Source organism: Candidatus Binataceae bacterium, from assembly GCA_035294265.1.
Classification (GTDB): domain Bacteria; phylum Desulfobacterota; class Binatia; order Binatales; family Binataceae; genus DATGLK01.
Window position 1 is genome coordinate 33553 of sequence record DATGLK010000052.1, and the last position, 21515, is coordinate 55067.

General features: G+C 61.3%; 20 protein-coding genes. 8 read left to right on the plus strand and 12 right to left on the minus strand.

What is annotated here, in order from left to right:
* Positions 1-1455, minus strand: a complete 1455-nt coding sequence (gene glgA, locus VKV28_09195; protein ID HLH76964.1) for a glycogen synthase GlgA — start codon at positions 1453-1455, stop codon at positions 1-3.
* A 119-nt stretch (positions 1456-1574) separates the two neighbouring features.
* Positions 1575-4034, minus strand: a complete 2460-nt coding sequence (gene lon / locus VKV28_09200; GenBank protein ID HLH76965.1) for an endopeptidase La — start codon at positions 4032-4034, stop codon at positions 1575-1577.
* A 177-nt stretch (positions 4035-4211) separates the two neighbouring features.
* On the opposite strand from lon, the gene VKV28_09205 reads away from it, so the two are divergent.
* From VKV28_09205 to VKV28_09225, 5 genes are all read left to right on the plus strand, one after another.
* Positions 4212-4631, plus strand: coding sequence for a DUF2203 domain-containing protein (locus VKV28_09205; protein HLH76966.1), 420 nt, complete (start codon positions 4212-4214; stop codon positions 4629-4631).
* A 33-nt stretch (positions 4632-4664) separates the two neighbouring features.
* Positions 4665-5123 (plus strand): DUF4149 domain-containing protein, encoded by a 459-nt coding sequence (locus VKV28_09210; GenBank protein HLH76967.1) that lies wholly within the window; start codon positions 4665-4667, stop codon positions 5121-5123.
* 81 nt (positions 5124-5204) lie between these two features.
* Positions 5205-5963, plus strand: a complete 759-nt coding sequence (locus VKV28_09215; GenBank protein ID HLH76968.1) for an HAD family hydrolase — start codon at positions 5205-5207, stop codon at positions 5961-5963.
* Positions 5960-6421: a TIGR00725 family protein gene (locus tag VKV28_09220; GenBank protein ID HLH76969.1), complete on the plus strand. Its 462-nt coding sequence runs from the start codon at positions 5960-5962 to the stop codon at positions 6419-6421. Before VKV28_09215 ends, VKV28_09220 begins: the two co-directional genes overlap by 4 nt.
* Entirely contained in the window at positions 6418-7149 is a 732-nt protein-coding gene (locus tag VKV28_09225) for a hypothetical protein (GenBank protein HLH76970.1), read from the plus strand. Before VKV28_09220 ends, VKV28_09225 begins: the two co-directional genes overlap by 4 nt.
* Before the next feature lie 126 nt (positions 7150-7275).
* Here the strand turns inward: VKV28_09225 and VKV28_09230 are convergent, their stop codons facing one another.
* From VKV28_09230 to VKV28_09240, 3 genes are all read right to left on the minus strand, one after another.
* On the minus strand, positions 7276-7788 hold the full coding sequence (locus VKV28_09230; GenBank protein HLH76971.1) for a cupin domain-containing protein: 513 nt from the start codon (positions 7786-7788) through the stop codon (positions 7276-7278).
* Between the two features lie 164 nt (positions 7789-7952).
* Positions 7953-10328 (minus strand): TonB-dependent receptor, encoded by a 2376-nt coding sequence (locus VKV28_09235; GenBank protein ID HLH76972.1) that lies wholly within the window; start codon positions 10326-10328, stop codon positions 7953-7955.
* A 102-nt stretch (positions 10329-10430) separates the two neighbouring features.
* Positions 10431-10754 carry a hypothetical protein gene (locus VKV28_09240; GenBank protein HLH76973.1) on the minus strand — a complete coding sequence of 108 codons (324 nt, stop codon included), beginning with the start codon at positions 10752-10754 and terminating at the stop codon, positions 10431-10433.
* A 458-nt stretch (positions 10755-11212) separates the two neighbouring features.
* On the opposite strand from VKV28_09240, the gene VKV28_09245 reads away from it, so the two are divergent.
* Positions 11213-12466: a TolC family protein gene (locus VKV28_09245; GenBank protein HLH76974.1), complete on the plus strand. Its 1254-nt coding sequence runs from the start codon at positions 11213-11215 to the stop codon at positions 12464-12466.
* A 245-nt stretch (positions 12467-12711) separates the two neighbouring features.
* Here the strand turns inward: VKV28_09245 and VKV28_09250 are convergent, their stop codons facing one another.
* From VKV28_09250 to VKV28_09265, 4 genes are all read right to left on the minus strand, one after another.
* On the minus strand, positions 12712-13473 hold the full coding sequence (locus tag VKV28_09250; GenBank protein HLH76975.1) for a methyltransferase domain-containing protein: 762 nt from the start codon (positions 13471-13473) through the stop codon (positions 12712-12714).
* Between the two features lie 3 nt (positions 13474-13476).
* Positions 13477-14385, minus strand: coding sequence for a DUF6282 family protein (locus VKV28_09255; GenBank protein HLH76976.1), 909 nt, complete (start codon positions 14383-14385; stop codon positions 13477-13479).
* A 97-nt stretch (positions 14386-14482) separates the two neighbouring features.
* Positions 14483-14893, minus strand: a complete 411-nt coding sequence (locus VKV28_09260) for a VanZ family protein (GenBank protein HLH76977.1) — start codon at positions 14891-14893, stop codon at positions 14483-14485.
* Between the two features lie 296 nt (positions 14894-15189).
* On the minus strand, positions 15190-16203 hold the full coding sequence (locus VKV28_09265; GenBank protein ID HLH76978.1) for a glycosyltransferase family 4 protein: 1014 nt from the start codon (positions 16201-16203) through the stop codon (positions 15190-15192).
* A gap of 252 nt (positions 16204-16455) precedes the next feature.
* On the opposite strand from VKV28_09265, the gene VKV28_09270 reads away from it, so the two are divergent.
* Positions 16456-17538: a Zn-dependent alcohol dehydrogenase gene (locus VKV28_09270; protein HLH76979.1), complete on the plus strand. Its 1083-nt coding sequence runs from the start codon at positions 16456-16458 to the stop codon at positions 17536-17538.
* 65 nt (positions 17539-17603) lie between these two features.
* Here the strand turns inward: VKV28_09270 and VKV28_09275 are convergent, their stop codons facing one another.
* On the minus strand, positions 17604-18662 hold the full coding sequence (locus VKV28_09275) for a thioredoxin domain-containing protein (protein ID HLH76980.1): 1059 nt from the start codon (positions 18660-18662) through the stop codon (positions 17604-17606).
* A gap of 128 nt (positions 18663-18790) precedes the next feature.
* Here VKV28_09275 and VKV28_09280 point away from each other — a divergent pair, with 128 nt between their 5' ends.
* Positions 18791-19663 (plus strand): hypothetical protein, encoded by an 873-nt coding sequence (locus tag VKV28_09280; protein ID HLH76981.1) that lies wholly within the window; start codon positions 18791-18793, stop codon positions 19661-19663.
* A 166-nt stretch (positions 19664-19829) separates the two neighbouring features.
* Here VKV28_09280 and VKV28_09285 read toward each other — a convergent pair whose 3' ends face one another.
* Together VKV28_09285 and VKV28_09290 are read right to left on the minus strand one after the other, a co-directional pair.
* Complete coding sequence (locus VKV28_09285) at positions 19830-20588, minus strand: SDR family oxidoreductase (protein HLH76982.1); 759 nt, start codon at positions 20586-20588, stop codon at positions 19830-19832.
* Positions 20589-20642: 54 nt separating this feature from the next.
* Positions 20643-21515: aldo/keto reductase (locus tag VKV28_09290; protein ID HLH76983.1), on the minus strand; the 873-nt coding region annotated here is incomplete at its 5' end.

Genomic DNA, 21515 nt, shown 5'->3' on the forward strand with positions numbered 1-21515 from the left:
TCACCTCGTTATCCGCCAAGTGCGAGCGCGCTCGAACAACGACAAATAAGCACGCGCGGCGTGACTCCAAGAGAAATCCGCCGCCATCGCGTTTTGGCGCAGCGCCTCCCAAGCCCCGCGATCGGCGAAGCTATCCAGCGCGCAGCCAACCGCCTCCAGCAAGGCCTCACCTTCGTAGGCCTGGAAGCGAAAGCCAGTACCCTGGCGCGCGACCGGATCGAATTGGGTCACCGTGTCGGCCAGTCCGCCGGTCGCCCGCACGACAGGAATCGTGCCGTATTTGAGTGCATACATCTGGGTCAGCCCGCACGGCTCAAAGCGCGAGGGCATCAAAAACAGATCGCACCCAGCTTGAATCCGATGGGCAAGCGGATTGTCGTAATCCATTCGTACCCGCAGTCGATCGCCATAGCGCGCCACAGCCTGCTCGAGCCTTTGCTCGATTTCCGACTCGCCTCGCCCCAGAATAACCAGTGCGGTGTCTTTGGCCAGCAATTTGTCTAAAACCGCCAGCAACAGGTCGAAGCCCTTCTGCGAGGACAGTCGCGAAACCATCCCGATCAACGGACGGCCGGGAATATGGGCCAGGTCGAGTTGACGGCACAGTTGCTGCGCGCAAACGTCCTTGCCCGTCATGTCGTTGGCACTATAGGTGGCGGCCAGGAAACGATCGCTGGCCGGATTCCATTCGTTGTAATCGGCTCCGTTCAGAATCCCTACAAAGTGCTCGCCCTTGGCTCGCAACACCCCTTCAAGCCCGAAACCCAAGCCGGGCTCGCGCACTTCGCGCGCGTAAGTCGGGCTGACGGTGGTAACCGCGTCGGCAGTTACCACCGCGGCCTTAAGCAGATTGCCGCGGCCATAGAATTCCAGGTACTCGGTGGCCATGTAGGCTGGATCAAGGTTGAGCAAAACAAAGTCCGAACGGTCAAATTGGCCTTGAAATGCCAGATTGTGGATCGTGAACACCGACGCGCAGCTAGCAAAGCGTGCGCGCAGCTCCGGGTGGGCACGCATGAGCAAGGGCACGGCGGCAGCATGCCAATCGTGGGCGTGGATCAAGTCGGGTGGCGTCAAGCTGGCCAGCACCTGTAGCGCGGCACGAGCGAAAAAAACGAAGCGGCGAAAATTGTCGGGATAATCGCGTCCCTGTTCGCCATAAATCTCGGGCCGGCCAAAGAAGCCCTCGTGCATGATAAAGAACAGCGGCACTCCAGCGGGACCGATACCGCTGCGCAGGGTGAAATGCTCAGTCCGCTCACCCAGCATCACACTTAAGCCGTCCCCCATCGGCTCGGTGGCAACCGAGCGCAGCGCGCTGGCGTAACCGGGCATCAGGACACTGACCTGGGCCCCGCACGCGGCCAATTCTGCGGGCAACGCACCGATCACGTCGGCCAAACCACCAACCTTGGCAAAGGGGGCCATCTCGGCGGCCACCAACGCGATTTTCATCCTGGCTTGTTATCCGCCCCTGGCGGGATCGAGCTTGAGCGCTTCAGCGTACGCCAGCGGCAAGCTTGGCGCGAGCGTAAGAACCTCGCGCCAGGTTTGCCTTGTCGCCCAAGCAGTCTTCAGTTGAGCACGGTACGAGAGCCGTCGCCCCGGGCCTCTTCTTCGACTGCCGCGGCGGGTGCCACCGCGGCATCGCGCAGCGCATGGGCCAGGACTTCGTCGACCGTATCGACGAAAACGAACTCCAGCTCCTTGAGCACTTCGGGGGCGACGTCTTCGAGGTCGCGTTCGTTGCGCCGGGGTAGCAGCACGGTGCGAATTCCGGCGCGCCGCGCCGCCAGCACCTTCTCCTTAATCCCCCCCACCGGTAGGACCTTACCGCGCAGCGTGATCTCCCCGGTCATCGCGACATCGGAGCGCACCGGACGGCCGGTCAGGAGCGAGGCCAGAGAGGCCGCAATCGTCACGCCGCCCGAAGGACCGTCCTTGGGGATCGCGCCCGCCGGCACGTGGACGTGCAAGTCGGATTGCTCGAAGAAGTCTGCTGCGATACCCAGCCGCTCGGCCCGCGAGCGCACCCACGATAGCGCGGCCTGGGCCGATTCCTTCATCACGTCGCCCAAGCTGCCGGTCAGGGTCAGCCCCTTCTGCCCCTTCATCCTGGTGCTTTCGATGAACAGGATATCCCCGCCGTTGGGGGTCCAAACCAGGCCGGTGGCGACCCCCGGCTCCTGGGTACGCTCGGCAAGCTCAGAGAAAAAGCGCGGCGGTCCCAGATAGCGCGCCACGTCCTTGCCCCCGATGCTGGCGGGCACCGCGCTGCCTTCGGTAAAGTCGCGCGCTATCTTGCGACAGATGCGCCCGATTTCGCGCTCCAAATTGCGCAACCCCGCCTCGCGGGTATAGCTGTGAATGATCTCGATCAGGGCATCACGCCCGAAGGCAACCGGATGCTCTTCCAAGCCGTTTTCGCCCAGTTGCTTGGGCACCAAATGGCGCAACGCAATCTCCAGCTTCTCCTCTTCGGTGTAGCCCGGCAGTTCCAACACTTCCATCCGATCGCGCAGCGGCGCGGGAATGGGGTCGAGCACGTTGGCCGTGGTTAGGAACAAGACCTGCGAGAGATCCACTGGGACGTCGAGGTAATGGTCGACGAAGGCGCCGTTCTGCTCGGGATCGAGCACCTCCAGCAAGGCCGACGCGGGGTCGCCGCGGAAGTCCATACCAAGCTTGTCGACCTCATCCAGGATGAACAGAGGATTGTTGGAACCGGCATTGCGTAGCCCCTGCACGATGCGGCCGGGCAGCGAGCCAATATAGGTGCGGCGATGGCCGCGAATCTCGGCTTCGTCGCGAATCCCACCCAGCGACAGGCGCACGAATTTACGCCCCAAGGCGCGCGCGATCGACCGCCCCAACGACGTCTTGCCGGTGCCCGGCGGTCCCACCAGACACAGGATCGGTCCCTTGCTGGTGCGTTTGAGCTTACGCACCGCCAAGAACTCGAGAATTCGTTCCTTTACTTTTTGTAGATCGTAATGGTCCTCGTCCAGCACTGCACGGGCATGCGCGATATCCAGGTTATCCTCGGTCGCCACCGCCCACGGCATGCTTACTAGCCAATCCAGATAGGTCCGGACCACGGTGTGCTCCGCCGACTCGGGCGGAATCAGGCGCAGTCGCTCCAACTCCTTGTCGGCCGCAGCACGGGCCCCCTCGGGCATCTTGGCGGCTTCGATCTTGGCCTGCAAATCGTCAATTTCACTGGTGCGCGCGTCGCTCTCGCCCAATTCCTTCTGAATCGCACGCAACTGCTGGCGCAGATAAAACTCGCGTTGATTTTTGGACAGTTCGCTCTGGACCTCAGATTGAATCTTATGGCCCAGTTCCAAAAGCTCGATTTCGCGGTGCAGAATCGTACCTAGCTTTTCCAGCCGCGAGCGCACTTCCAGGGTAGCCAGCAGGTCCTGCTGCTCCTCGACCGCAATCTTCAAGTATGAGGCCACCAAGTCGGCCAAGCGCCCCGGCTCGCGCACGTGAGTTGCCATCACTTGCAGTTCGTCGGGCAAGTAAGGTACCAGCGAGACGAACTTAGAGAATTGCCCCACGATCGCTGTCTGCAGAGCGCCCAATTCTTTGCTTGGCGTTACCTGATCGCGCAGCCGGGTGACCTTGGCAACGAAATAAGGCTCTTGCTGCACGAAGCTGCTTAGCTCCACCCGCGCCAACCCTTGCACTAGTACGCGCATGCTGTGGTCTGGATAACGAATCATTTTCAGCAGGCGCACCGCGGTACCGCGCGAGTACAGACCGGCGGGTTGCGGATTTTCGTCCTCGGGATTCTTTTGCGTGGCCAGCGCCAGCATTCCGGGCGCCCTGCTGGCGGCCTCGATCAACCGCAACGACGCCGGTCGCGAGACCAAAAACGGATGGATCTGGCCCGGGAAAATCACCAGCCCCCGTAGTGGCAACACCGCGAGCGTGGGCCCGATTTCGAGGTTGCCCTCAGCCTCTTCGATTTCTATATTAAAACTCTTGTCATCCGGATCGGGTGAGTTTTGTACGGTCTTTTCTCCCATAATCCTCTTTAACCTTCGTTGGAAAGGGCTCTCCTCCCGCCATTCTTCCGCCCCGCGCGCGGCGCTATGCTGGCAACTGGGATCAGGGTTTTAGCCGCGCGCCCAAGAACCCCGCCTTACCTTGTAAGGCCAATCTAATCATAGTAGTCCAAGGACGCTACCGGCGAGGTGATCTTCTTGGCTAATGACGAATTTTCCCGCTTGTTTACGGTATCGGAAGCCAACGCTTTGATTCCGCGCCTGGAGCTGATTGTGCGGGAATTGCAGAAACAGGCCCAAGTTGTCCGGGTGCATGTGGCTCAGCTCATGGAAGGGCAAAGCGAACCACCCGATCTGGAAGCCTTGAGCCGCCGCGATCCTGCGGTTGGCACCGCGATTCGCGCGATCGCCGAAAATGCCCAGGCCATTGAGGAAATGGGCTGCTTTCTGAAGGATATCGACCTGGGGTTGGTGGATTTCCCGGCGGAAATCGCCGGCGAGGTGGTTTTTCTCTGCTGGCAGTATGGAGAGCCACAACTGCTAGCTTGGCACGCCCTCGATGCCGGCTTCGCTACCCGCCAACCTCTGGCGGGCAGCAGGAAACCGATGCTTAACTGACGTGGCCCAGAAAAGTTAAGGAGTCGCGGCGCGATGATTGCTTTGTTTATCTACCTGATGGCCCTTGGCTGCTGGCTGGGCGGTATGGTCTTTTTTGCCTTTTTTACCGCACCGGTGATCTTTACTCGCTTATCTATCACCGACGCTGGTAAAGTTGTGGCCGGAATCTTTCCCCTCTATTATGGCTTGGCTTATGGCGCTGGCGCAGTCTCTATACTGCTTTCGCTCTATCTGGCCCTCACTCGTGCCGCGCGCGGATGGTGGCTGGCGAGCTGCCTGTTGCTGGCGGTGGCACTGGGCTTGATCGCTTACGCCGGGGTGGTGGTGGGACCCAAGGTGGATGCAGTCAAAAGCGTGACCGAAGAGGCCCATCCCGACCCCGTGCGCAAGGCCCAGTTCGACCGCCTACATCATCTATCGGTCCAGCTCAACGCCAGCGCGATGGTGCTGGAAACAATCGCAGTGCTGACCACGGCCGCGGCCCTGGTCTAAGGGTTGCCAGGGTGCGGGCCTGGGCGGATTGACGCGGTGATTTGCCAGGATTGGAATTCGCCCGCCAGGGGTGCCCGTCCGATGAGCGTAACACGGCCCAAAGCGCTGGTGCTGGACCTGTTCGACACACTCGTCAAATGGGAGCCCGCGCGCTTGCCCCGCTTTGAGTGGAACGGTCAGAGCTTTCCCAGCACCGTCCCGCTCCTGCTCGCCCATCTTCAGCGCACCATCCCCGGGTGGGCGCACGACCAGGCATGGATCGAATGCTACAACGCGGTGATCATGGAAATCGCCACTCGACGCGAGACCCAAGGGATCGAGGTCACCTGTCTTGAGCGGTTCAGCCGGACCATGGCTCGAATGGCCCCGGCGCTCGCCTGCGATCGAGCCGCGCTGGCCGAGGAGCTGCGCGCGATTCATATGGCCGCGGTACGCGCCGCGACCACCGCGCCCCCGGCCAATATCGCTGCGGCGCGCCGCCTGAGCGAGCATTTTCGCCTCGGCCTGCTGTCCAACTTCGACGACGCCGCAACCGGTTACCAGGTGATCGCCGACACCGGCATCGCGAACCTGTTCGAGGTCATCGTGCTTTCCGCCGAGGTCGCCTTGCGTAAGCCCAATCCCCGCATCTTCCACCACCTGCTTGAGCGGATGGAGCTAGCGCCTCACGAAGTCCTGTTCGTGGGCGACACCCCACACGAGGACGTCGTGGGTGCGCAGCGCGCCGGTATTCCCGTGGTCTGGTTGTCCCATCGCCACGGCACGCTGCCACCCGAAATCCCGCCACCCGCGCTAATCGTACCCACCCTCGTCGAGCTTCCCGCGGCGCTAGGCTTATGAACCGCGCTCCAACGCTCGCCGTAATCGGCGCGGCCCAGGCCTCGCCGGCCCTATCCACGCTGGCCTACGAAGTCGGAGCGGAAATCGCTCGCCAGGGCGCGGTGCTGATTTGCGGCGGACGCGGCGGCGTGATGGAAGCCGCGGCCCATGGCGCTCGCGACCAAGGCGGTCACACCATCGGGATCCTGCCCGGCTATGAGCGCGCGGCGGCCAATCCCTACATCGAATTTCCGATCGCCACCGGAATCGGCGAGGCGCGCAACGTAATCGTGGTCGCCAGCGCCGACGCCGTGATCGCGCTACAGGGCGCTGCCGGCACCCTGGCCGAAATCGGCTTTGCCCTCAAACTGGGCCGCCCGCTGGTGGCATTGGCAAGCTGGCCCGAGCTTGAAATCTCTGAGCGCGCCGAAACCCCAATGGCCGCTGTCGCCCGCGCGCTGGTAATGGCCGGGCGATGAAAGACCTGGAATTCATCCGCGACCGCGCCGCGCGTTGCGGCCTCAATCTGGTAGCCGCGCTTGCGGTGACCCGCTACGACGCCGTGGTACCAGAGGCGGCCAGGCTAGGACCCATCGAGCCGCAAGCCCGCACCGTGGTGGTAATCGGCAATGGCGGCGGCGAGTTCTGGCGCCATTATCAGCGCTACCTGAAGCTGCATCCTGAGCACGCCGCGCGCGCCGATCCCCTGGACGATTACACGCGCACGCTGGTCAACGAGGAGCTGGTCGCGCCCTTGGCCGATCGCGCAATCCGCGCTCGCGCTCTGTTTCCCTTTGTCCAGGAGCCTATCGCGGTTAGCTTCATGGATTTGGCGCGGCTGGCCGGTTTGGGCGCTCCCAGTCTGCTCGGCCTCCTGGTCCATCCGACCTACGGCCCCTGGATCGCGATGCGTGCGGCCTTGCTGATCCGATTGGAATTGGATGCCGCCGGCCCAGCCTTGAACTTCGACCCCTGCCCCCAATGCACTTCACGAGCCTGCATCGCGGCCTGCCCCACTGCCGCGATCGGCCGCGATGGCTGGAACGCGCGTCGATGCGTCGACTATCGTCTTATGGCCGCCTGCGCGGATGCCTGTCATGCACGCGTCGCCTGCGTACTAGCGCCGCAGGCTCGCTATTCAGCCGAGGAGCTAGCCTACCATCAGGAGCACTCGCTACGCGCCATCCGCGCGTATCGAATTTCCTAACTCGCTCGCGGTCGAACCACTCGAACAACTTGGTACGCCGCTGACGCTAGCGGCACGGCCTAGGCCACCGATGGGCGGGCGCGGCGGCTCGCTTGACCAAGCCAATATCGGCCGCCACGCTTGGCGCTATTCGAACCAGGCGTCCTGATGCAGGATCAAGGGCACCTCCTTGTTCTCGGCGGAATCGCCCGGCATGGGCTCGCCCTTAATATTAATACGCCCCATGATGTCCTCGTTAGGATCGACGCAAGCACCAACACGCAACATTACCAGCGGCTCCTGGCTGACGGTCTTGAACCAGTAGAAGGAGCCGCGCGGCAAAAATACCCCGTCCATCCTGCTCACCACCTGGGTCTCGCCTTTGGGGCCATAAAACTCGGCCGAGCCCTGCAAGACCAGGAACATATGGTCTTCGTTGGGATGGGCGTGGAGCTCGTTTTCGCCACCCGACGCGTAGGTCTTGAGCCATACGTACATGCGGTCGGTGGTGGCCACCGGCAGGTTAGTGCGCCCCTGCTTGGGCAGTTGTGCGCGCAGGTGAAAGAAACTCGGGGTCGCCTTCGCGCTTTGCTCCGCCATTATGCGTGACAAATCGCTGCGACTTTTGGGTAGCTCGGGACCCGCGTACGCGCTCGCCATGAGTTCTCCTCCCTGGGTGCCTTGAATATCGGCGGGGGCGCCGGCGCGCCGGCCGCTGCTCTGTGATTTGATTAACTTGCCCGCCGCGCGGGTGTCAAGGCGCCCTCTCGCCACCCATCCAGTCGGGGTTTTTTTCCGATAGACCGTCCTTTGCCACGCCCGGCTCACGGACTGGAATGGCCTCCCAACGCCGGCAACGGAACCGTGATCCCAGCGTACAGGGTACGGCGCGGTCCATAGGCAGGCTCGAAAATCCCGATTCCCGTGCCATTGCGCAGTTCGTTTATCCGGTCCATCAGGTTGACCAACACCACGCGCCCCTGCACCTCTCCCAGTCCTGGCACCTGCCAGCTTCGCATCGCCGACACATCGATCTGATAGTTTTCCGGCAACTCCTGGGTATTGGCAAAGCCCGCGCGCAGCCCGCTTCCGTACACCCCGCTCAGGCTGAACAGATACTGGCGCCAGCCATAGGTGATTCCACCCGAAGCTGTGTAGTACTGTTCGTGATCGAGATAAATATAGTGATTGGCGATATAGCTTAATTCCTGCGGCGTGAAATTGTATTGGCCGGTAACCACGTCGTTGCCTTGCGCGATCGAGTAGGCGAAATTGGCCCACACCGCCAGTTTTTTCCAATTATAGGTCGCGCTGGTCTCGGCACCGTAGATCCGGCCGTTGCGATAATTGAAAGGAACAAAAATCGGTACGTAGCCGAATTGGCCCAAGTCGATTAAATCGTGCGACAGGCGGAAATAGGCGTTTTCCTCCAGCGTCAGATGCTCACCGATATGGCGCACCACGCCGGCGTCCCAATAATAATCGCGCTCGGGCAAAATCGCCGAGGAGCCTTGGCCCACAGCCGCCGTGGTGTTCTGAAACAGGGCGAAGCTGCGCGGCGAGATGGTCTCGAAGGACGGGGTTTGAAAAAAGCGCGCGAAGCCGGCGTGTAGGTCGGTCGCCCGGTTAAGTTTGTAAAGCAGGTTGATGCGCGGGCTGAACTGGTTGCCGCTGGTCAGCCCCGTGACCATATCCCAGCGGATACCGGCGGTCAGGGTCAGCTTGGGCGCAATTTGCCACACATCCTGCAGATATACCCCGTAAAGCATGTTGATGGCGTTTTGGTTGTCCACGATCGAAATGGGCACGTCGCTGGTCTGCTGCCCCGAGGAATTGGCCGGAAAAGTCCGCGAGGTATCGTCCAGCTCGACCCCGTATTCGCCCACATAAAAGCCGGCGCCAAACAGGTGCGATCCCAAGTTGTAGGTCAGGTCGGTTTGCAGAGTGTTAGCAAAATCACTGTGGAAGGTATCGGAGGCAACACCCTGATAGATGAGGTCGCCAACGTCGTCGGGATTGAAGGTGATCGTGCTATAGCGCGCGGTATAGGACACCTGGTAGCCGATTCCCGAGGGCATCACGCCGCTCAGCGACAAAACGGCAAAGTAATAGTCCTGATCCAGGCTTTCATTGAGCATCGAGGAGGGATAGTTAGCCGGATTCACTCCCGCCAGACTGTATAGCGGCGTTTGACCGGGGACATTGGGAAACTCGCTGTTGTTGATCGAGACCCCGGTTATCAGGCTAAGCTTGGCGGTGGAACTTAGGGCGTAGGAGAAATAACCGAAAAATTGCCCCTGGTCCGACAGATCGTGCAGCGGGGTGTGGTTAGGGGTAGATTGGCTGAAGCCCAGGTTGTCGTGAAGATAGGTGCCGGTCATGAAATAGCTCAACCCACCGTCGCACCCCCCATAATCGAAGCTGGGCTGGACGGTTTCACGTTGGCCGCCGTAAAACGACACGTTCCCGCCACCCTTGGAGCAACCGTCCGGGGTTTGGATATCAAGCACTCCGGCGTCTCGATAGCCCAAATTGGCGGGCAACACACCGTCGATCAGGCTCAGACGCTGAACGAAAAAACTGTTGAGGATCTGGCCGAACCCGCTGAAGCTGTCCAACGGTAGCATCACGCCGTTGATCCGCCATTGCAGATCCGCGTGTTCTCCCTCGATATGCACCTGCTGATCTTCGTCACGCACCACCCCCGGCATCTGCTGAAGGACGTCGTTGATCGGCGTATTCTGGCCCTCGGGAAGGTTCGAGATCTGCTGACGGGTGAGCGTGTATTGGCTGTTCCCGGTGACGCTCACGCTATTGCTCGGGCGGCTGATACGGGTGGCTACCACTTGCACGCTGAGCGCTTGCTCCGACTCCATCGCCAGGGTCACCGCCGGGCCGGGAGCGGCGCCCACGCTAACAATGCGGGTGGAGGGCTTGTAACCCGCCTGACGCGCCACGATCGCGTAAACGCCCGCGGCCAGATCCTTGAAATGGAACTCACCTTTGGCGTCGCTGTGGGTGCGCGCCGCCACTTTGCCGCCGCCATCTTGCAACTCAATCGCCACCGTGGCGAGCGGCCGGCCCAACGCGTCCGTCACGTTTCCTGATATCTCATGTGAATGGGTTGCTTGGGCACCGGCCGGTGCTGGATTAGCGCCCAGCAGCAGAATCATTCCAACCAAAATAGCATACTTGCGCACTCCGATTTCCCTCTCGTATTCGAGTCGTTATCCGCCCCAGCCCGCCCGCTTAAGAACAACAAGCGCGGGGCTCGAGAGGCACTTTGTAGTAAAGCTGGGAACTCAGAGCGCGACAGGAGGTGCGCGGGAGAAAACCTTGGCCCAAGTGATTAGTACCAATGGCACACGGGCACCAGCCATGCGTTGCCGCGCGCCCTCGACAGGCAGTGTCGGCCCGCAGCTCTGGCTGAGCTGGGTAGGCGAATGAAAATGGAACAAGCACAGCGCACAAAAGACGTCGCTGACCTGCGCCGACGGACCGAAGTACTCCTGAAACGTCTGTTGATGGAAATGGGCCGCGGATAGCGACTGCGCCGCCAGCAACAGGACGGCCATCGCCAGGATTCCAACCCGGCGACCGCGTTCGCGCGCTATCCCGGCCAGCATTCCCGGCCACCAAAGATGCTGGCGCGCAACAACGTAGAACCCCCCCGGGCCTCCAGGCCACCGTGCGAGCGATGGCGCACGTCGCGCGCGCACCGGCTTACAGCTATCGGGCGAGCCCCTAAAAATGTACAAGGGCGCATGGTTATTGCGGCCAATCCTGTTTACGAAGGCTCTAAATAATAACAGTCAGGGCCACGCCGTCAAGTGGCAGTGACCTGGCCGAGCTGCTGGTTAATTTCTTTTCATTGAATAGTCAGGGCGGCCGGAAGAAAATCGCGCTGGGTGTGTAACACGGAATTTACCGTGTATAGTGGCAGCGTGATTGGTTTTACCCGGCGCGCAAGCTAGCATTCCGCATCGCATGACGCACGGGCCCCGCGACCCGTTCAGGATTTCCAAGCACCAGGACGCGGCTTTGAATTAGTCGCGCCGAAGTTGGATTTATTACAGGTTTGACGATGCGAACCAAGAACGTGTTGTTCGGCATAGCGCTTTGCTTACTCTGGATACCCAGCCAGGCTCACGCCCAGGTGATGAGCCTGGATCAGGCTATCCACGAGGCCCTGGAAGTCAACCCGCAGGTGCGGGCGGCGCGCGCCCGCTGGGAGGCGGCCCAGCATCAGATTGTCCAGGCATATACTCCCAGCGACCCTCAGGCCTCTTTTCTCAACGGCGACAGTTGGCGTGGCCTGGGCACCCCAGCCTACCAGAGTTACGCCATCACCCAGTCTCTTCAGTTTCCGGGCAAAGCGTTGTTGCAGGGCACAATCGCCAAGCACACCGCCGATATTAGCGAGTTGGCCTACCGGGCGGTGTTGCGTGACGTGCGCGCGCAGGTCCAGACCGCCTATTACCAGCTCCAGTTGGATTTGGCGCTTAATGATCTGATTGTGGCCAACGCCGCGAGTCTGGAACAAGTACTGAAGGTCACCGAGATCTCTTACACCGCCAATCTTTCCAGCCAAGGCGATGTCATCAACGCTAAGTTCGCCCTGGAAGCGATGCGCGAGCAGGGCCGCCAACAGCTAGTCACAATCGCCAACGACCAAACCGCGCTTAACGTGCTTCTGATGCGCCGAGCCGAAGCGCCCCTGGAGGTCACGCGCCAATTCGATCTGACCGGATTCGAGGCGCGCTTGGAGCAGATAATCGATTTGGCGACGAGCAAACGGCAGGAAATCCTGGAAGCGGCGCTGGCCCAACAAAACCAAGCCAGCGCGCTCAAACTGGCGCGACTGGAATATGCACCAGACTATTCCATCGGCTTTGGCCTGGACCACTTCGAGGTCGCCAATTTTGCTCCGACGCTGGCGCATACTCAGGACTGGAACGTGACTTTGGCCTTCAATCTGCCACTGTTCTTCTGGGCCAAGAACGAAGACTTCGCCGCCGCCGAGCGCAACCTGGAGGCGGCACGCGAGGACCTCGACTCAATCCGGGTGCAGACCGCGGGTTTGGTGACGACCACCTATCGGCAAATCCTGCGATCGCGGGAGACCGCACTGCTTTATCGAAACACGCTGATTCCGCTGGCTCGCCAGGCATTCGCCGTGATGCTGGTGGCTTACCAGGGTGGCAAGGCGGATTTCACGACCCTGATTACTACCTTCCAGCAGGAAAGCAGCGCGCAGAGTACCTATCTGCAAGCCGTCAATCAGTTGCTCGCGGGCAAGGTCGCGCTGGAACAAGCCGCCGGCGGTAGTCTGCAATAAGCGTGCAGGAGTTGTAGGCGACACGTGAGAGCTTGCGACAATCGGGCGTCGACGTGCTCGCCCTGCCCCGCGACACGCCCGCTCGCGAGGCGGTCGAACGGACCGGTGGGCACCTTACCGATGAGTTCGAGGGTCAACTCAATGTGCGCTGGAGGCAGGGCGTCCGACTTCGCCTACGCGGATATCGATCGATCAGCGGCTGGGCGAAGAGCTTTGAAGGCACCCCGCGCGGGTACACCAAAATCTCAAGCTTTGCGCGCCAGCACAGTCAAAGTGCGCAGGCGAAAATGAAGCTTGCCATCGACCATCCGCACCCCAAGGTCGGCATCATCGCGACCTAGGCAGCCCCGCATCAAGTCGGCCGCCTGCGCGATCCGCTCGGCACTCTGGAAAGTACGGCTTGACCATTCTTCAAAGTCCATGTCGAGGTTGCCCGGCTGCGCTTTCTCGACACGTAGACCAACGTCGCGGCAGACTTGAAGCAACTCGGCGGCGCTCAGCGCACGCACATGCGAGGGATCGCGCAACCATTCGATGCGGTTGTGATAGGCCGCCTTGACCGGATCATCCGAACAAATCTCATCCAGGATAACCGCGCGCCCCCCAGCTTTGAGTACTCGCGCCAGCTCACCCACGACCACCTTTGGCCGGGGCAAATGGTGGACCGTATAGCGCATCACGCCCAAATCCATCGTGCCGCTTAACAAAGGGATCTGCTCGGCGTCCCCACGCACCAAGGCAACTGGGAATCGGGCCCGCTCGCCGGCCTCGCGCAGCATCCCCTCCGTCAGGTCCAGCCCGATCACCCGGCCGGTGATAGCGGCAAAGGCTTGCGCGACCAGTCCCGGGCCGCAGGCCAAGTCGAGCACGCGCGCCCCTGCCTGCACGCCGCTCAGCTCGACCAGCTCGCGCAAGCGGTTGGGATCGCGATGGACCGGACTACCCGCCAGCGAGCGCGCCTGCTTGGCAAACTCTCGCTGAACCGTCTGCTGATGGGCCGAGGCCACCGGCTACTCCTGACCCAGGATCGCCCCGGGATTATGGCTCACCATTCGTTCGATATCGCGGGCTGGGAAGCCTGCCTCCAGCATCTTGCTGATAAAGTAGGTTAGTCCTTCGTCAACATACGGATTGTAAGTTTGGCCCAGGTCGGTGGCCAGAATCGTAGTGCTGGTACCGATCGCGCGGATGTTGTTAACAACATGCTCCCATGGAATCTTTTTGGTATAGGCAGTGGTGAAGCAGCGCTCGAAGAGCACGTCGTAACGTGCCAGTTCGCGCTGCTGATCCAGACTGAGCAAAGTAGTAGGAAATTCCGGATGGGTGATGACAATGCGCTTGACCCCGGCCTCGCGCGCCGCCTTGACCACCGGGGCCATCTCGGGCGGGCTGATATGGCCGGTGGCCAGGATCATATCGTGCTTGGCCATCACTTCCAGACATTGCCGCGTGGCCGCTTTGACCTTCAGCCCCTCGTCGGTCACTCGAATCCATTCTCCCGCGATACCCAGGGCCCGCATCTCGCGCGCGATTCCCATCCAATACGGCAGCTTGCTTTCGTCCTTCTGCCCCGCCACGTTCTCTAGCTCGTTGGCTGAATCCACCGTGGGGAGCCAAACCACCTTGGCGCCCAAGCGACCGGCTATATCGACCGCAATCGGGTTGAGACCGCCCACCGCGTTGTTAAGCACCAAGCCGCCGAAGGCATGAATCTGGGGAAAGACGCGATTGAGGAGCGTGGCGCGGTCGGCCGTGCAGGTGTAATGCGATTTCAGCACGAAGCCTGACATCCCGCTTTCGACCGCACGTTTGGCCAACTCCAGGTCGTCGAATTTGCGCGCCATCACGTCAGGTCCGCTATGCACATGCATGTCATAGGCGCCCTTGAGCAGAGCCTTGGCCTCATCCTGACCAGCCATTTTCGAGCCTCCTTGCAAAACCGTGATGGTTGCAGTTGTAACGCTACATGACCTGGCTGCCGCCAAGGAAGAGCGCCGGTCGCGGCCGCCCTCATCCCTAGCGGGCACGGCGCGCTAGCGGCTGCTGGCGGCGCTGGATACGACGCCAACGGCGCCATAGCGAATAGAGCAGATAGGCCGCCAGCGCTCCCGCCAGATCGAGCTCCAGATCGGTGGGGCTGCAAGTGCGCGAAGGTACGAAGAATTGATGGATTTCATCGGCTATGGCGGCAAGCAGGGTGACTCCCAGGGCACCGGTCGCCGACAGGCGCGAACACACGACCAAGACGAAAAACAGAACGAAATACTCGGCCGCGTGCGCAGCTAGGCGAAGGTTGATGTTGAGCCAGCGCTCGGTGGGCGGCGGCAGATTAATGGCTAGCGTACGCAAGCCGTGATGCAGCAACGCACCGCTCCATTGAAAAGAGAACAGTCCCGTGCCCAACAGGTAAATTACCAAAGCCGCCAAAATTCCAATACTGACGGCGATTGAGCGTGACCGTGCCGATGGCAGCGAAGCGGTCACGTTTGGATACGAACAGATGTCATTGCAGCTTAAAGCTTTCATCAAAAGCTTTAAGCGTCAAGGTGCCCGCGACTGTGAGCCGCGGGCCGCAAGCAGCTTCACTTTTTTGTCTTCCTTTTGCCGTATATGGAGAAGAAATCAGCGGTTCCTATAGCCACGATAAGGTAGCGGAGACCGAGAACTCGCTTTTTTCAATGGGACCGACCGCGGGCCCATCTACCCCGCTAAGCGGGCAGACCTCACGCGATTTGGCGGCCAAGCTTAACGGGTAGGCGCCCCGCCATCACCAAGTCGATAATCTCGCCCAGCCGTGCGCGTCTGCGGGCGCGGCTGTAAGACTCGGCCACTCGTTGGCGCCCCTTGATACTCTGGCGCTCCCACAGCTGGGGGTCAGTAGCCAGCGCATTTAGCTGCTGTGCAATCTCGCCGGCCTGGGCCGGATCGCAATATTGAGCCGCATCCTGAGCTATCTCCAGGGTCAGAGGGCAGCGGGTAGTGATTACCGGCAGGCCGTGACTCATCGCCTCCAGCTGCGCAACCGCCAGGTTTTCATAGCGCACCGGATGGACCAGCATCAGCGCGCGCCGATACAGTTCGTCGCGGGTCTCGAAGCTGACCCGCCCGCGCAGAGAGATCCGATCGGCAACTTGCAGATTGCGCGCGGTCTGAATAAAGCGCTCGTAACCGGGGCCCGGGCTGCCGATGAAATGGAACCGTAGTCGCGGTTGGTCCTTGGATACCAGCGCGATCGCCTTCAGCAAGCTGTCCAAGCGCTTGCGCGCGCCCGGATCTATGCCGACGGTTCCCACGCACAGCACGATTGGCTCGCGCTCCGAGCGCCGGGCAACACGGCTATCAACCTCCAGCCCGAGGTGAACCAGGAACAAATTATGCGGCCGCAGCCTGTGGACCGAGTCATAGTCGGTCTGCGACAAGACGCCTACTGCAGTGGCATGACGCACACCGTAGCGGATGAGTATCCGTTGGTATTTAGGCCGTGCGCCGTCCAGCTCGGAATCGAGATTTCCCATCAAAAAGCAGGGCCGGCGCATAAGCTGCGCTCCCAGCACCGCGCGCACGCCCGAGCCGAACCACCAAGCCATCACCAGATCGCACCGCCGCGGGATGTCGGCCAGGTTAGTGGCCACGGTAACCTCATGCCCTGACTCCTCCAGCAGCGCGATATCCTGGCCGTAAAAGCTCTTGGGCAATGCGACGCGGTCGGAAATGCTTGCGAAGAAGCACACTCTCATAGGCCTTGCGCAACCCCATCGCTGAGCAGAATAAAACGAGCGCCTGTCGAAATCTTGGGATAGAGATTATCCAAGCCTGGGAGGGGCGTTAAGCAGATGATGATAGAAAGAGAAAAATCCGCTGATCCGACAAATATCTCGTGATTAAAGTTGCTTACTTTGCCCGCTTCCCATCATCGACCGCAATTAGCCATCGGCGCTATGCTGACGACTGGGCTGAAACAAGATGGCTTGCCTTGGGGAGGATGTGCGATGCGCGCAGCGATTTTTCAGGAGATCAAGCGGCCGCTGCTCATCGATGAAATCGTGATCGACGACCCGCTCGGTCGCGAGGTGCGAGTTCGAACCGCCGCCTGCGGCGTGTGTCACAGCGATCTGCATGTGATCGAGGGCGACCTGCCGATGCTCCCGCCGATCGTGCTGGGGCACGAGGCTGCGGGCGTAGTCGAGGCAGTAGGCCCCCAGGTGCAAGCCCTCAAGCCCGGCGATCATGTGATTGCCTGCCTAACTGTCGCTTGCGGGAGCTGCGATCGATGCCTGACCGGCAAGCCTCATCTGTGCTATCGCCGCGGCTTGACCCAAAGAGGTCGGGGGGAACCACCACGGCTACGCTATAAAGGCGCCAAGGCCGAGGCTTTTACCGATATTGGCGGGTTCGCCGAAGCGCTGTTGGTCCATGAAAGCGCGCTGGTCAAGGTGGACCCTGAACTACCGCTGGAAAAGGTCGCCTTGATTGGCTGCGGCGTGGTCACCGGTGTGGGTGCGGTGCTCAACACCGCGCGGGTGGAGGCAGGCTCAACGGTGGCGATTTTTGGCTGCGGTGCAATCGGTTTGGCCGCCGTCCAAGGTGCGCAGCTTGCCGCCGCCGCCCGCGTCATCGCGATCGACAAGGTCGAGCACAAGCTGGCACTGGCCAAGCAACTGGGCGCGACCGATACAATCGACGCCTCCGCCGGCGACCCGTTAGACGCCCTGCGCGCCCTGCTCCCGGCGGGGGTGGACTATGCTTTCGAGTGTATTGGGCTGAAACTCACCGCCGAGCAGGCCTTCAAAAGCCTCAAACCGGGCGGGATGGCCACGGTGGTGGGAATTTTGCCCTGGAATCAGAAGATCGAATTGGAATCGCTGCTCCTGCTGGGTGAACGCAAATTGCAAGGCTGCTTTATGGGTTCGACCCGGTTTCAGGTCGATGCGCCGCGCTATCTGGAACTTTATCGCCGCGGACGACTGAAGCTGGACGACATGGTCAGCCGCTGCGCGCCCTTGAGCGAGGTCAACGCGGCGTTCGAGGCGATGAAGGCGGGCGAGGTCGTGCGCACCGTGCTTACGTTCTGAGCACGAGCGGAGGAGGCGACCCCGGCGTCGTCCGGGGCCGCTCATACCGCCCGCCTAAACCATGCTTAATCCGACGCGGTGCGGCTTGGGTTACCGTTTTTGGCCCGCGCCAACTCGCTGTTTATCGTCTCCTCAATTGCGCTGGCGGGCTGCGCGCCGCTCATCACGATACCGTTGATGAAAAAGGTCGGCGTACCGTCAACCCCCAGGCTATTGCCCTCGGCCTCGCTCTGATGAATCTCGGCGGTATGCTCTCCCTTGTCCAAACATTCGTCGAAGCTCTTGGTATCTAACTTCAGGTGGGCCGCAGTAGCCTTCAGGCCGGCGGGGTCCAACTTGTTCTGATCCGCGAACATCGCGTCATGCATCGGCCAGAATTTCCCCTGATCCGCCGCGCAGCGACCCGCTACCGCCGCCTGCATGGCGTGCGCATGGATGGAGAGCGGAAAGTCCATATAGACGAAATGGATCTGCGAGGGGTACTTCTGCAAAACTTCTTTGATCGAATCTTCCGCGCGCCGGCAGAAGGGGCACTGAAAATCGGAAAATTCCACCACCGTCACCGGGGCCTGCGCCGGCCCCAACACGCCCGCGCTGTTGGTGGTCGCCACCTGCACCCGCGGCACCTGCATCAGGACGTCGATCTTGGCCTTGGCGCGCAGATCGGACAGGAGCTGATTTTGCGCCGCTTGAAGCTGCTGGCGCTCCATGAACGACACCAAAGGAGCGCGGATCTTTTCCAGCGGCTGGTGAATCCGCGATTGATTCTGCTTGTAAAAGGCTTGGATCTCGGCCTCGCTGGGCGGCTTGACCTTATCGTTAACCTCTTTCTTCAGGTAAGCCTGCTCGCTCAGGCCTGCCGCCTTAGCCGCCTGCTGGATCAGGTAGTCGTTGATCATCTGGTCCAAAGTCTGTTTGCGAATCTGATAGATCTGCGTCTGGATCGCAGCCAATTGCGGCTTGGCCTTGGCATCCACCTGGGCCTGAGTAATCTTGGTTTGGCCCACGGTAGCCAAGACCGTCGAGGAATCCCCACTGGCCGCCCATCCCGCGGCGGCTACTATCACGCTGCCTAGACCCAGAAGGCTGACGGCCAGCAGCGCCGACGTGTTTCTCTGTACCATGTATATTTTATGCTCCAGTGTTCAAATGCCCAGACGAGCATAACATGACCGCAAGGCCTTGTCTCGCCAGCCACGGCGCGCGCGCCCTTGACCCCGTCGGTATTCAGGCGTTGTATGAAGTTAAACCGATGAAAGCCGCGCTTGCAATCGCGGCCCTTGCCGCGCTCTGGCTGGCCCTCGCGACCGCGGTCCACGCCGATACAACTCAGGTCGATCCGCTCTCGGCGGCCTTATCAGGCTATCTCCATGACCACCGGCTGCCGCTGGTGGAAGCGCGTATCACCACCGACCAGTTGGGCTTTCAGACCTTGGTCCTCTATGGTTTCTGCGCCACGCCCTTTGGCAAGATGGATGCTGAGGCCAAAGCGCGCGAGTTTCTAAACCAGCAGGATATCGTAATCGACAATCGGATCATGGTGCGTCCGCAATTGCTCAACCCGCCCCAGCCCAACAATCCAACCGCGATGGTGGCAGCTCAAGCCACCACGCCCACCGGGCCTACCGATGACGAAGATGCGCCGCCCGCCGATCCCACGGCAGGCGAGAGCATCGCAGGGATTGACGCCTATGAGAATCAACAGCAGGACGACCCGCTGATCGGTGGCCCACTGATGCCTGCCATACCGCTCTTGATGGTGGGGATGTTTTCACCGGCTTGGGGTTATCCCGGAGCCTTTGTGGGTACCCCCATTCTCCCACTGGCGCCGGGTTATCTGTATGGCTACCGTTACCTGGGCGGCTACCGTTACGCCACGCCCGGGTACGTGCCCCGACCCTTCGTGCCAGTTACCGCGGGTGGGCCGCCGATATTTGGCCGCACCATGCCTTTGCCCGGTCAGCTCCCGTCCAATTACGTGCCACCGGTTCCCTTTGTCGGAACCTATCGTGGTATGGGCGGATACCACGGCGTGGGCAGCTTCGGGGGCTACCACGGGGTAGGCGGCTTTGGTGGCTTTCACGGCTTCGGGGGCTTTCACGGCGGCGGCTTCGGCCATCGCTGACCTCTTCGGCCGCCGCTCAAGAACAGCGCGGGCTCAAACCCTGAACTAGGTTGTCACCAACCAGGCCTTGGGTTCGTTACAATAGAAGAGTTCGGCAACAACCAATACCCGCCAAAACGCCGCAGCGCTCTCTCCACTCGCCCTATCCCGCGATGGCCACGGAACGTTAATACATCACCATGCCGCCATCAACCACGAGCACTTGGCCAGTGACGAAATCGCTGGCGGAAGAGGAAAAATAGATCACCGCACCGACCAGATCCTCGGGCATCTCATCGCGCTTAAAGGCGCGCGCCTGGATTTCCATCTCGCGCGCGGCCTGCAAAACCCCAAGCTTGCCCCGAATATTGTCGCTAAGCGTTAGTCCCGGGGCGATGCAATTGACGCTGATCCCGTCCTGGCCAACCTCCCGCGCCAGGGCCCGGGTAAAGCCCACCACCGCCCCCTTGGAGGCCACGTAATGGAGGCGGCCGGGAATGCCGCTGAAGAAAGTGCCCGAGGAAATATTGACGATCTTGCCGTAGCTACGCTGGCGCATCAGCGGCACTACCGCCTTGGCGCACTCGAAGAAGCCGCGCGCGTTGATCGCCATCACGCGTTCCCATTCGGCCGAGCTTATCTCTAGAAACGACTTGGGAGTGCCTTCCCCGGCCCACGCGGCGTTATTGATCAATACCGTGATCGGACCCAGCTCGGCTTGGCTGCGCGCGACCCACTGCGCCACCGCCTCAGGCTGAGTAACGTCCACCACGCTGCCGATCGCCCTGCCTCCCGCCGCGTTGATTTCGGCCACCAGCGGCGCCGGATCGCGCACGTCGCAGATGCTGACGCGCGCCCCTTCGTTGGCCAGCGCGCGAGCGTAAGTCCCACCCAGGCCTTGCGCAGCGCCGGTTATCAACACCGTCCTGTCATCCAATCGACCCATGATCAACCCTCCACCACGACTGCGTGCTCGATCTTGAGTCCGAGCGACCCGGTTCTAGATCCGCTCCAGGGCGCCGGGGGCAAAGAGCGGCGTCATCTGGTAGTTGGCAACATCCGCCTCCATCGCGGCCGGTTCGGGCAATCGCAGCGGTGCCCCGGCCGCCTCCAGCGTATCACGCAAAATTGCGGTATCGCTTGAGGAGTTGAGGAACAGGTCGGGCTGCGCGAGCACGAAATTAACCGCTCGCGCCACCGCCGCCGGATCGCGCAGCGGCTCGTACCAACTCGCCTTGCGCGGGTCTTGTAGGTTTTGCCAGCGCCGACGCGCTACCGACTTGATAGTCTGAATCGCGACTCCGCGCGCCCGGCACACGCCCAGCAACGCCGCCACGTCGGCCGCGTATTGCGGCTGGGAAAGCATCGGATAGTTATAGGGCAACAGCACCGAGTCGAAGGCGAAGCGCTCCAGCGATCGGCGATGCATCGCGGCGATGCGGGTGCCGTGACCAGTGACCCCAATAAATCGCACCAGCCCTTGCGCGCGCGCCTCCACCAGCGCCTCCAGCGCCCCACCTGGCCCCAGTGCTATCTGCCATTCGTCTTCCTCGACCAGGTTGTGCAACTGAATCAGGTCCACTTGCGCCACGCGCAGGCGCTCGAGCGACCGATGCAGCCCCGCGCGCGCACCCTGGTAAGTGCGCTCCCCGGTTTTGGTCGCTAGGAAAAACCGGTCGCGATGCTCGCGCATCCAGGCCCCCACGCGCAATTCGGAATCGCCATATTGAGCGGCGGTGTCGATATGGTTGATAGAGTACTCTAGCAGAAGCTCCAGCAACCGGTCGGCTTCGTCTTGGCTTTTATGCCACAACGCGGCCGCACCGAAGATTACCCGGCTGCTGAGATGACCGGTTTTGCCAAAGGGTAAGCG

What these genes read in the sequence shown, in the direction of transcription:
- glgA (HLH76964.1), bottom strand. Translation starts at nt 1,455, where the DNA reads ATGAAAATCGCGTTGGTGGCCGCCGAGATGGCCCCCTTTGCCAAGGTT.
- lon (HLH76965.1), bottom strand. Translation starts at nt 4,034, where the DNA reads ATGGGAGAAAAGACCGTACAAAACTCACCCGATCCGGATGACAAGAGT.
- VKV28_09210 (HLH76967.1), top strand. Translation starts at nt 4,665, where the DNA reads ATGATTGCTTTGTTTATCTACCTGATGGCCCTTGGCTGCTGGCTGGGC.
- VKV28_09215 (HLH76968.1), top strand. Translation starts at nt 5,205, where the DNA reads ATGAGCGTAACACGGCCCAAAGCGCTGGTGCTGGACCTGTTCGACACA.
- VKV28_09220 (HLH76969.1), top strand. Translation starts at nt 5,960, where the DNA reads ATGAACCGCGCTCCAACGCTCGCCGTAATCGGCGCGGCCCAGGCCTCG.
- VKV28_09225 (HLH76970.1), top strand. Translation starts at nt 6,418, where the DNA reads ATGAAAGACCTGGAATTCATCCGCGACCGCGCCGCGCGTTGCGGCCTC.
- VKV28_09230 (HLH76971.1), bottom strand. Translation starts at nt 7,788, where the DNA reads ATGGCGAGCGCGTACGCGGGTCCCGAGCTACCCAAAAGTCGCAGCGAT.
- VKV28_09240 (HLH76973.1), bottom strand. Translation starts at nt 10,754, where the DNA reads ATGCTGGCCGGGATAGCGCGCGAACGCGGTCGCCGGGTTGGAATCCTG.
- VKV28_09245 (HLH76974.1), top strand. Translation starts at nt 11,213, where the DNA reads ATGCGAACCAAGAACGTGTTGTTCGGCATAGCGCTTTGCTTACTCTGG.
- VKV28_09255 (HLH76976.1), bottom strand. Translation starts at nt 14,385, where the DNA reads ATGGCTGGTCAGGATGAGGCCAAGGCTCTGCTCAAGGGCGCCTATGAC.
- VKV28_09265 (HLH76978.1), bottom strand. Translation starts at nt 16,203, where the DNA reads ATGAGAGTGTGCTTCTTCGCAAGCATTTCCGACCGCGTCGCATTGCCC.
- VKV28_09270 (HLH76979.1), top strand. Translation starts at nt 16,456, where the DNA reads ATGCGCGCAGCGATTTTTCAGGAGATCAAGCGGCCGCTGCTCATCGAT.
- VKV28_09275 (HLH76980.1), bottom strand. Translation starts at nt 18,662, where the DNA reads ATGGTACAGAGAAACACGTCGGCGCTGCTGGCCGTCAGCCTTCTGGGT.
- VKV28_09280 (HLH76981.1), top strand. Translation starts at nt 18,791, where the DNA reads ATGAAAGCCGCGCTTGCAATCGCGGCCCTTGCCGCGCTCTGGCTGGCC.
- VKV28_09285 (HLH76982.1), bottom strand. Translation starts at nt 20,588, where the DNA reads ATGGGTCGATTGGATGACAGGACGGTGTTGATAACCGGCGCTGCGCAA.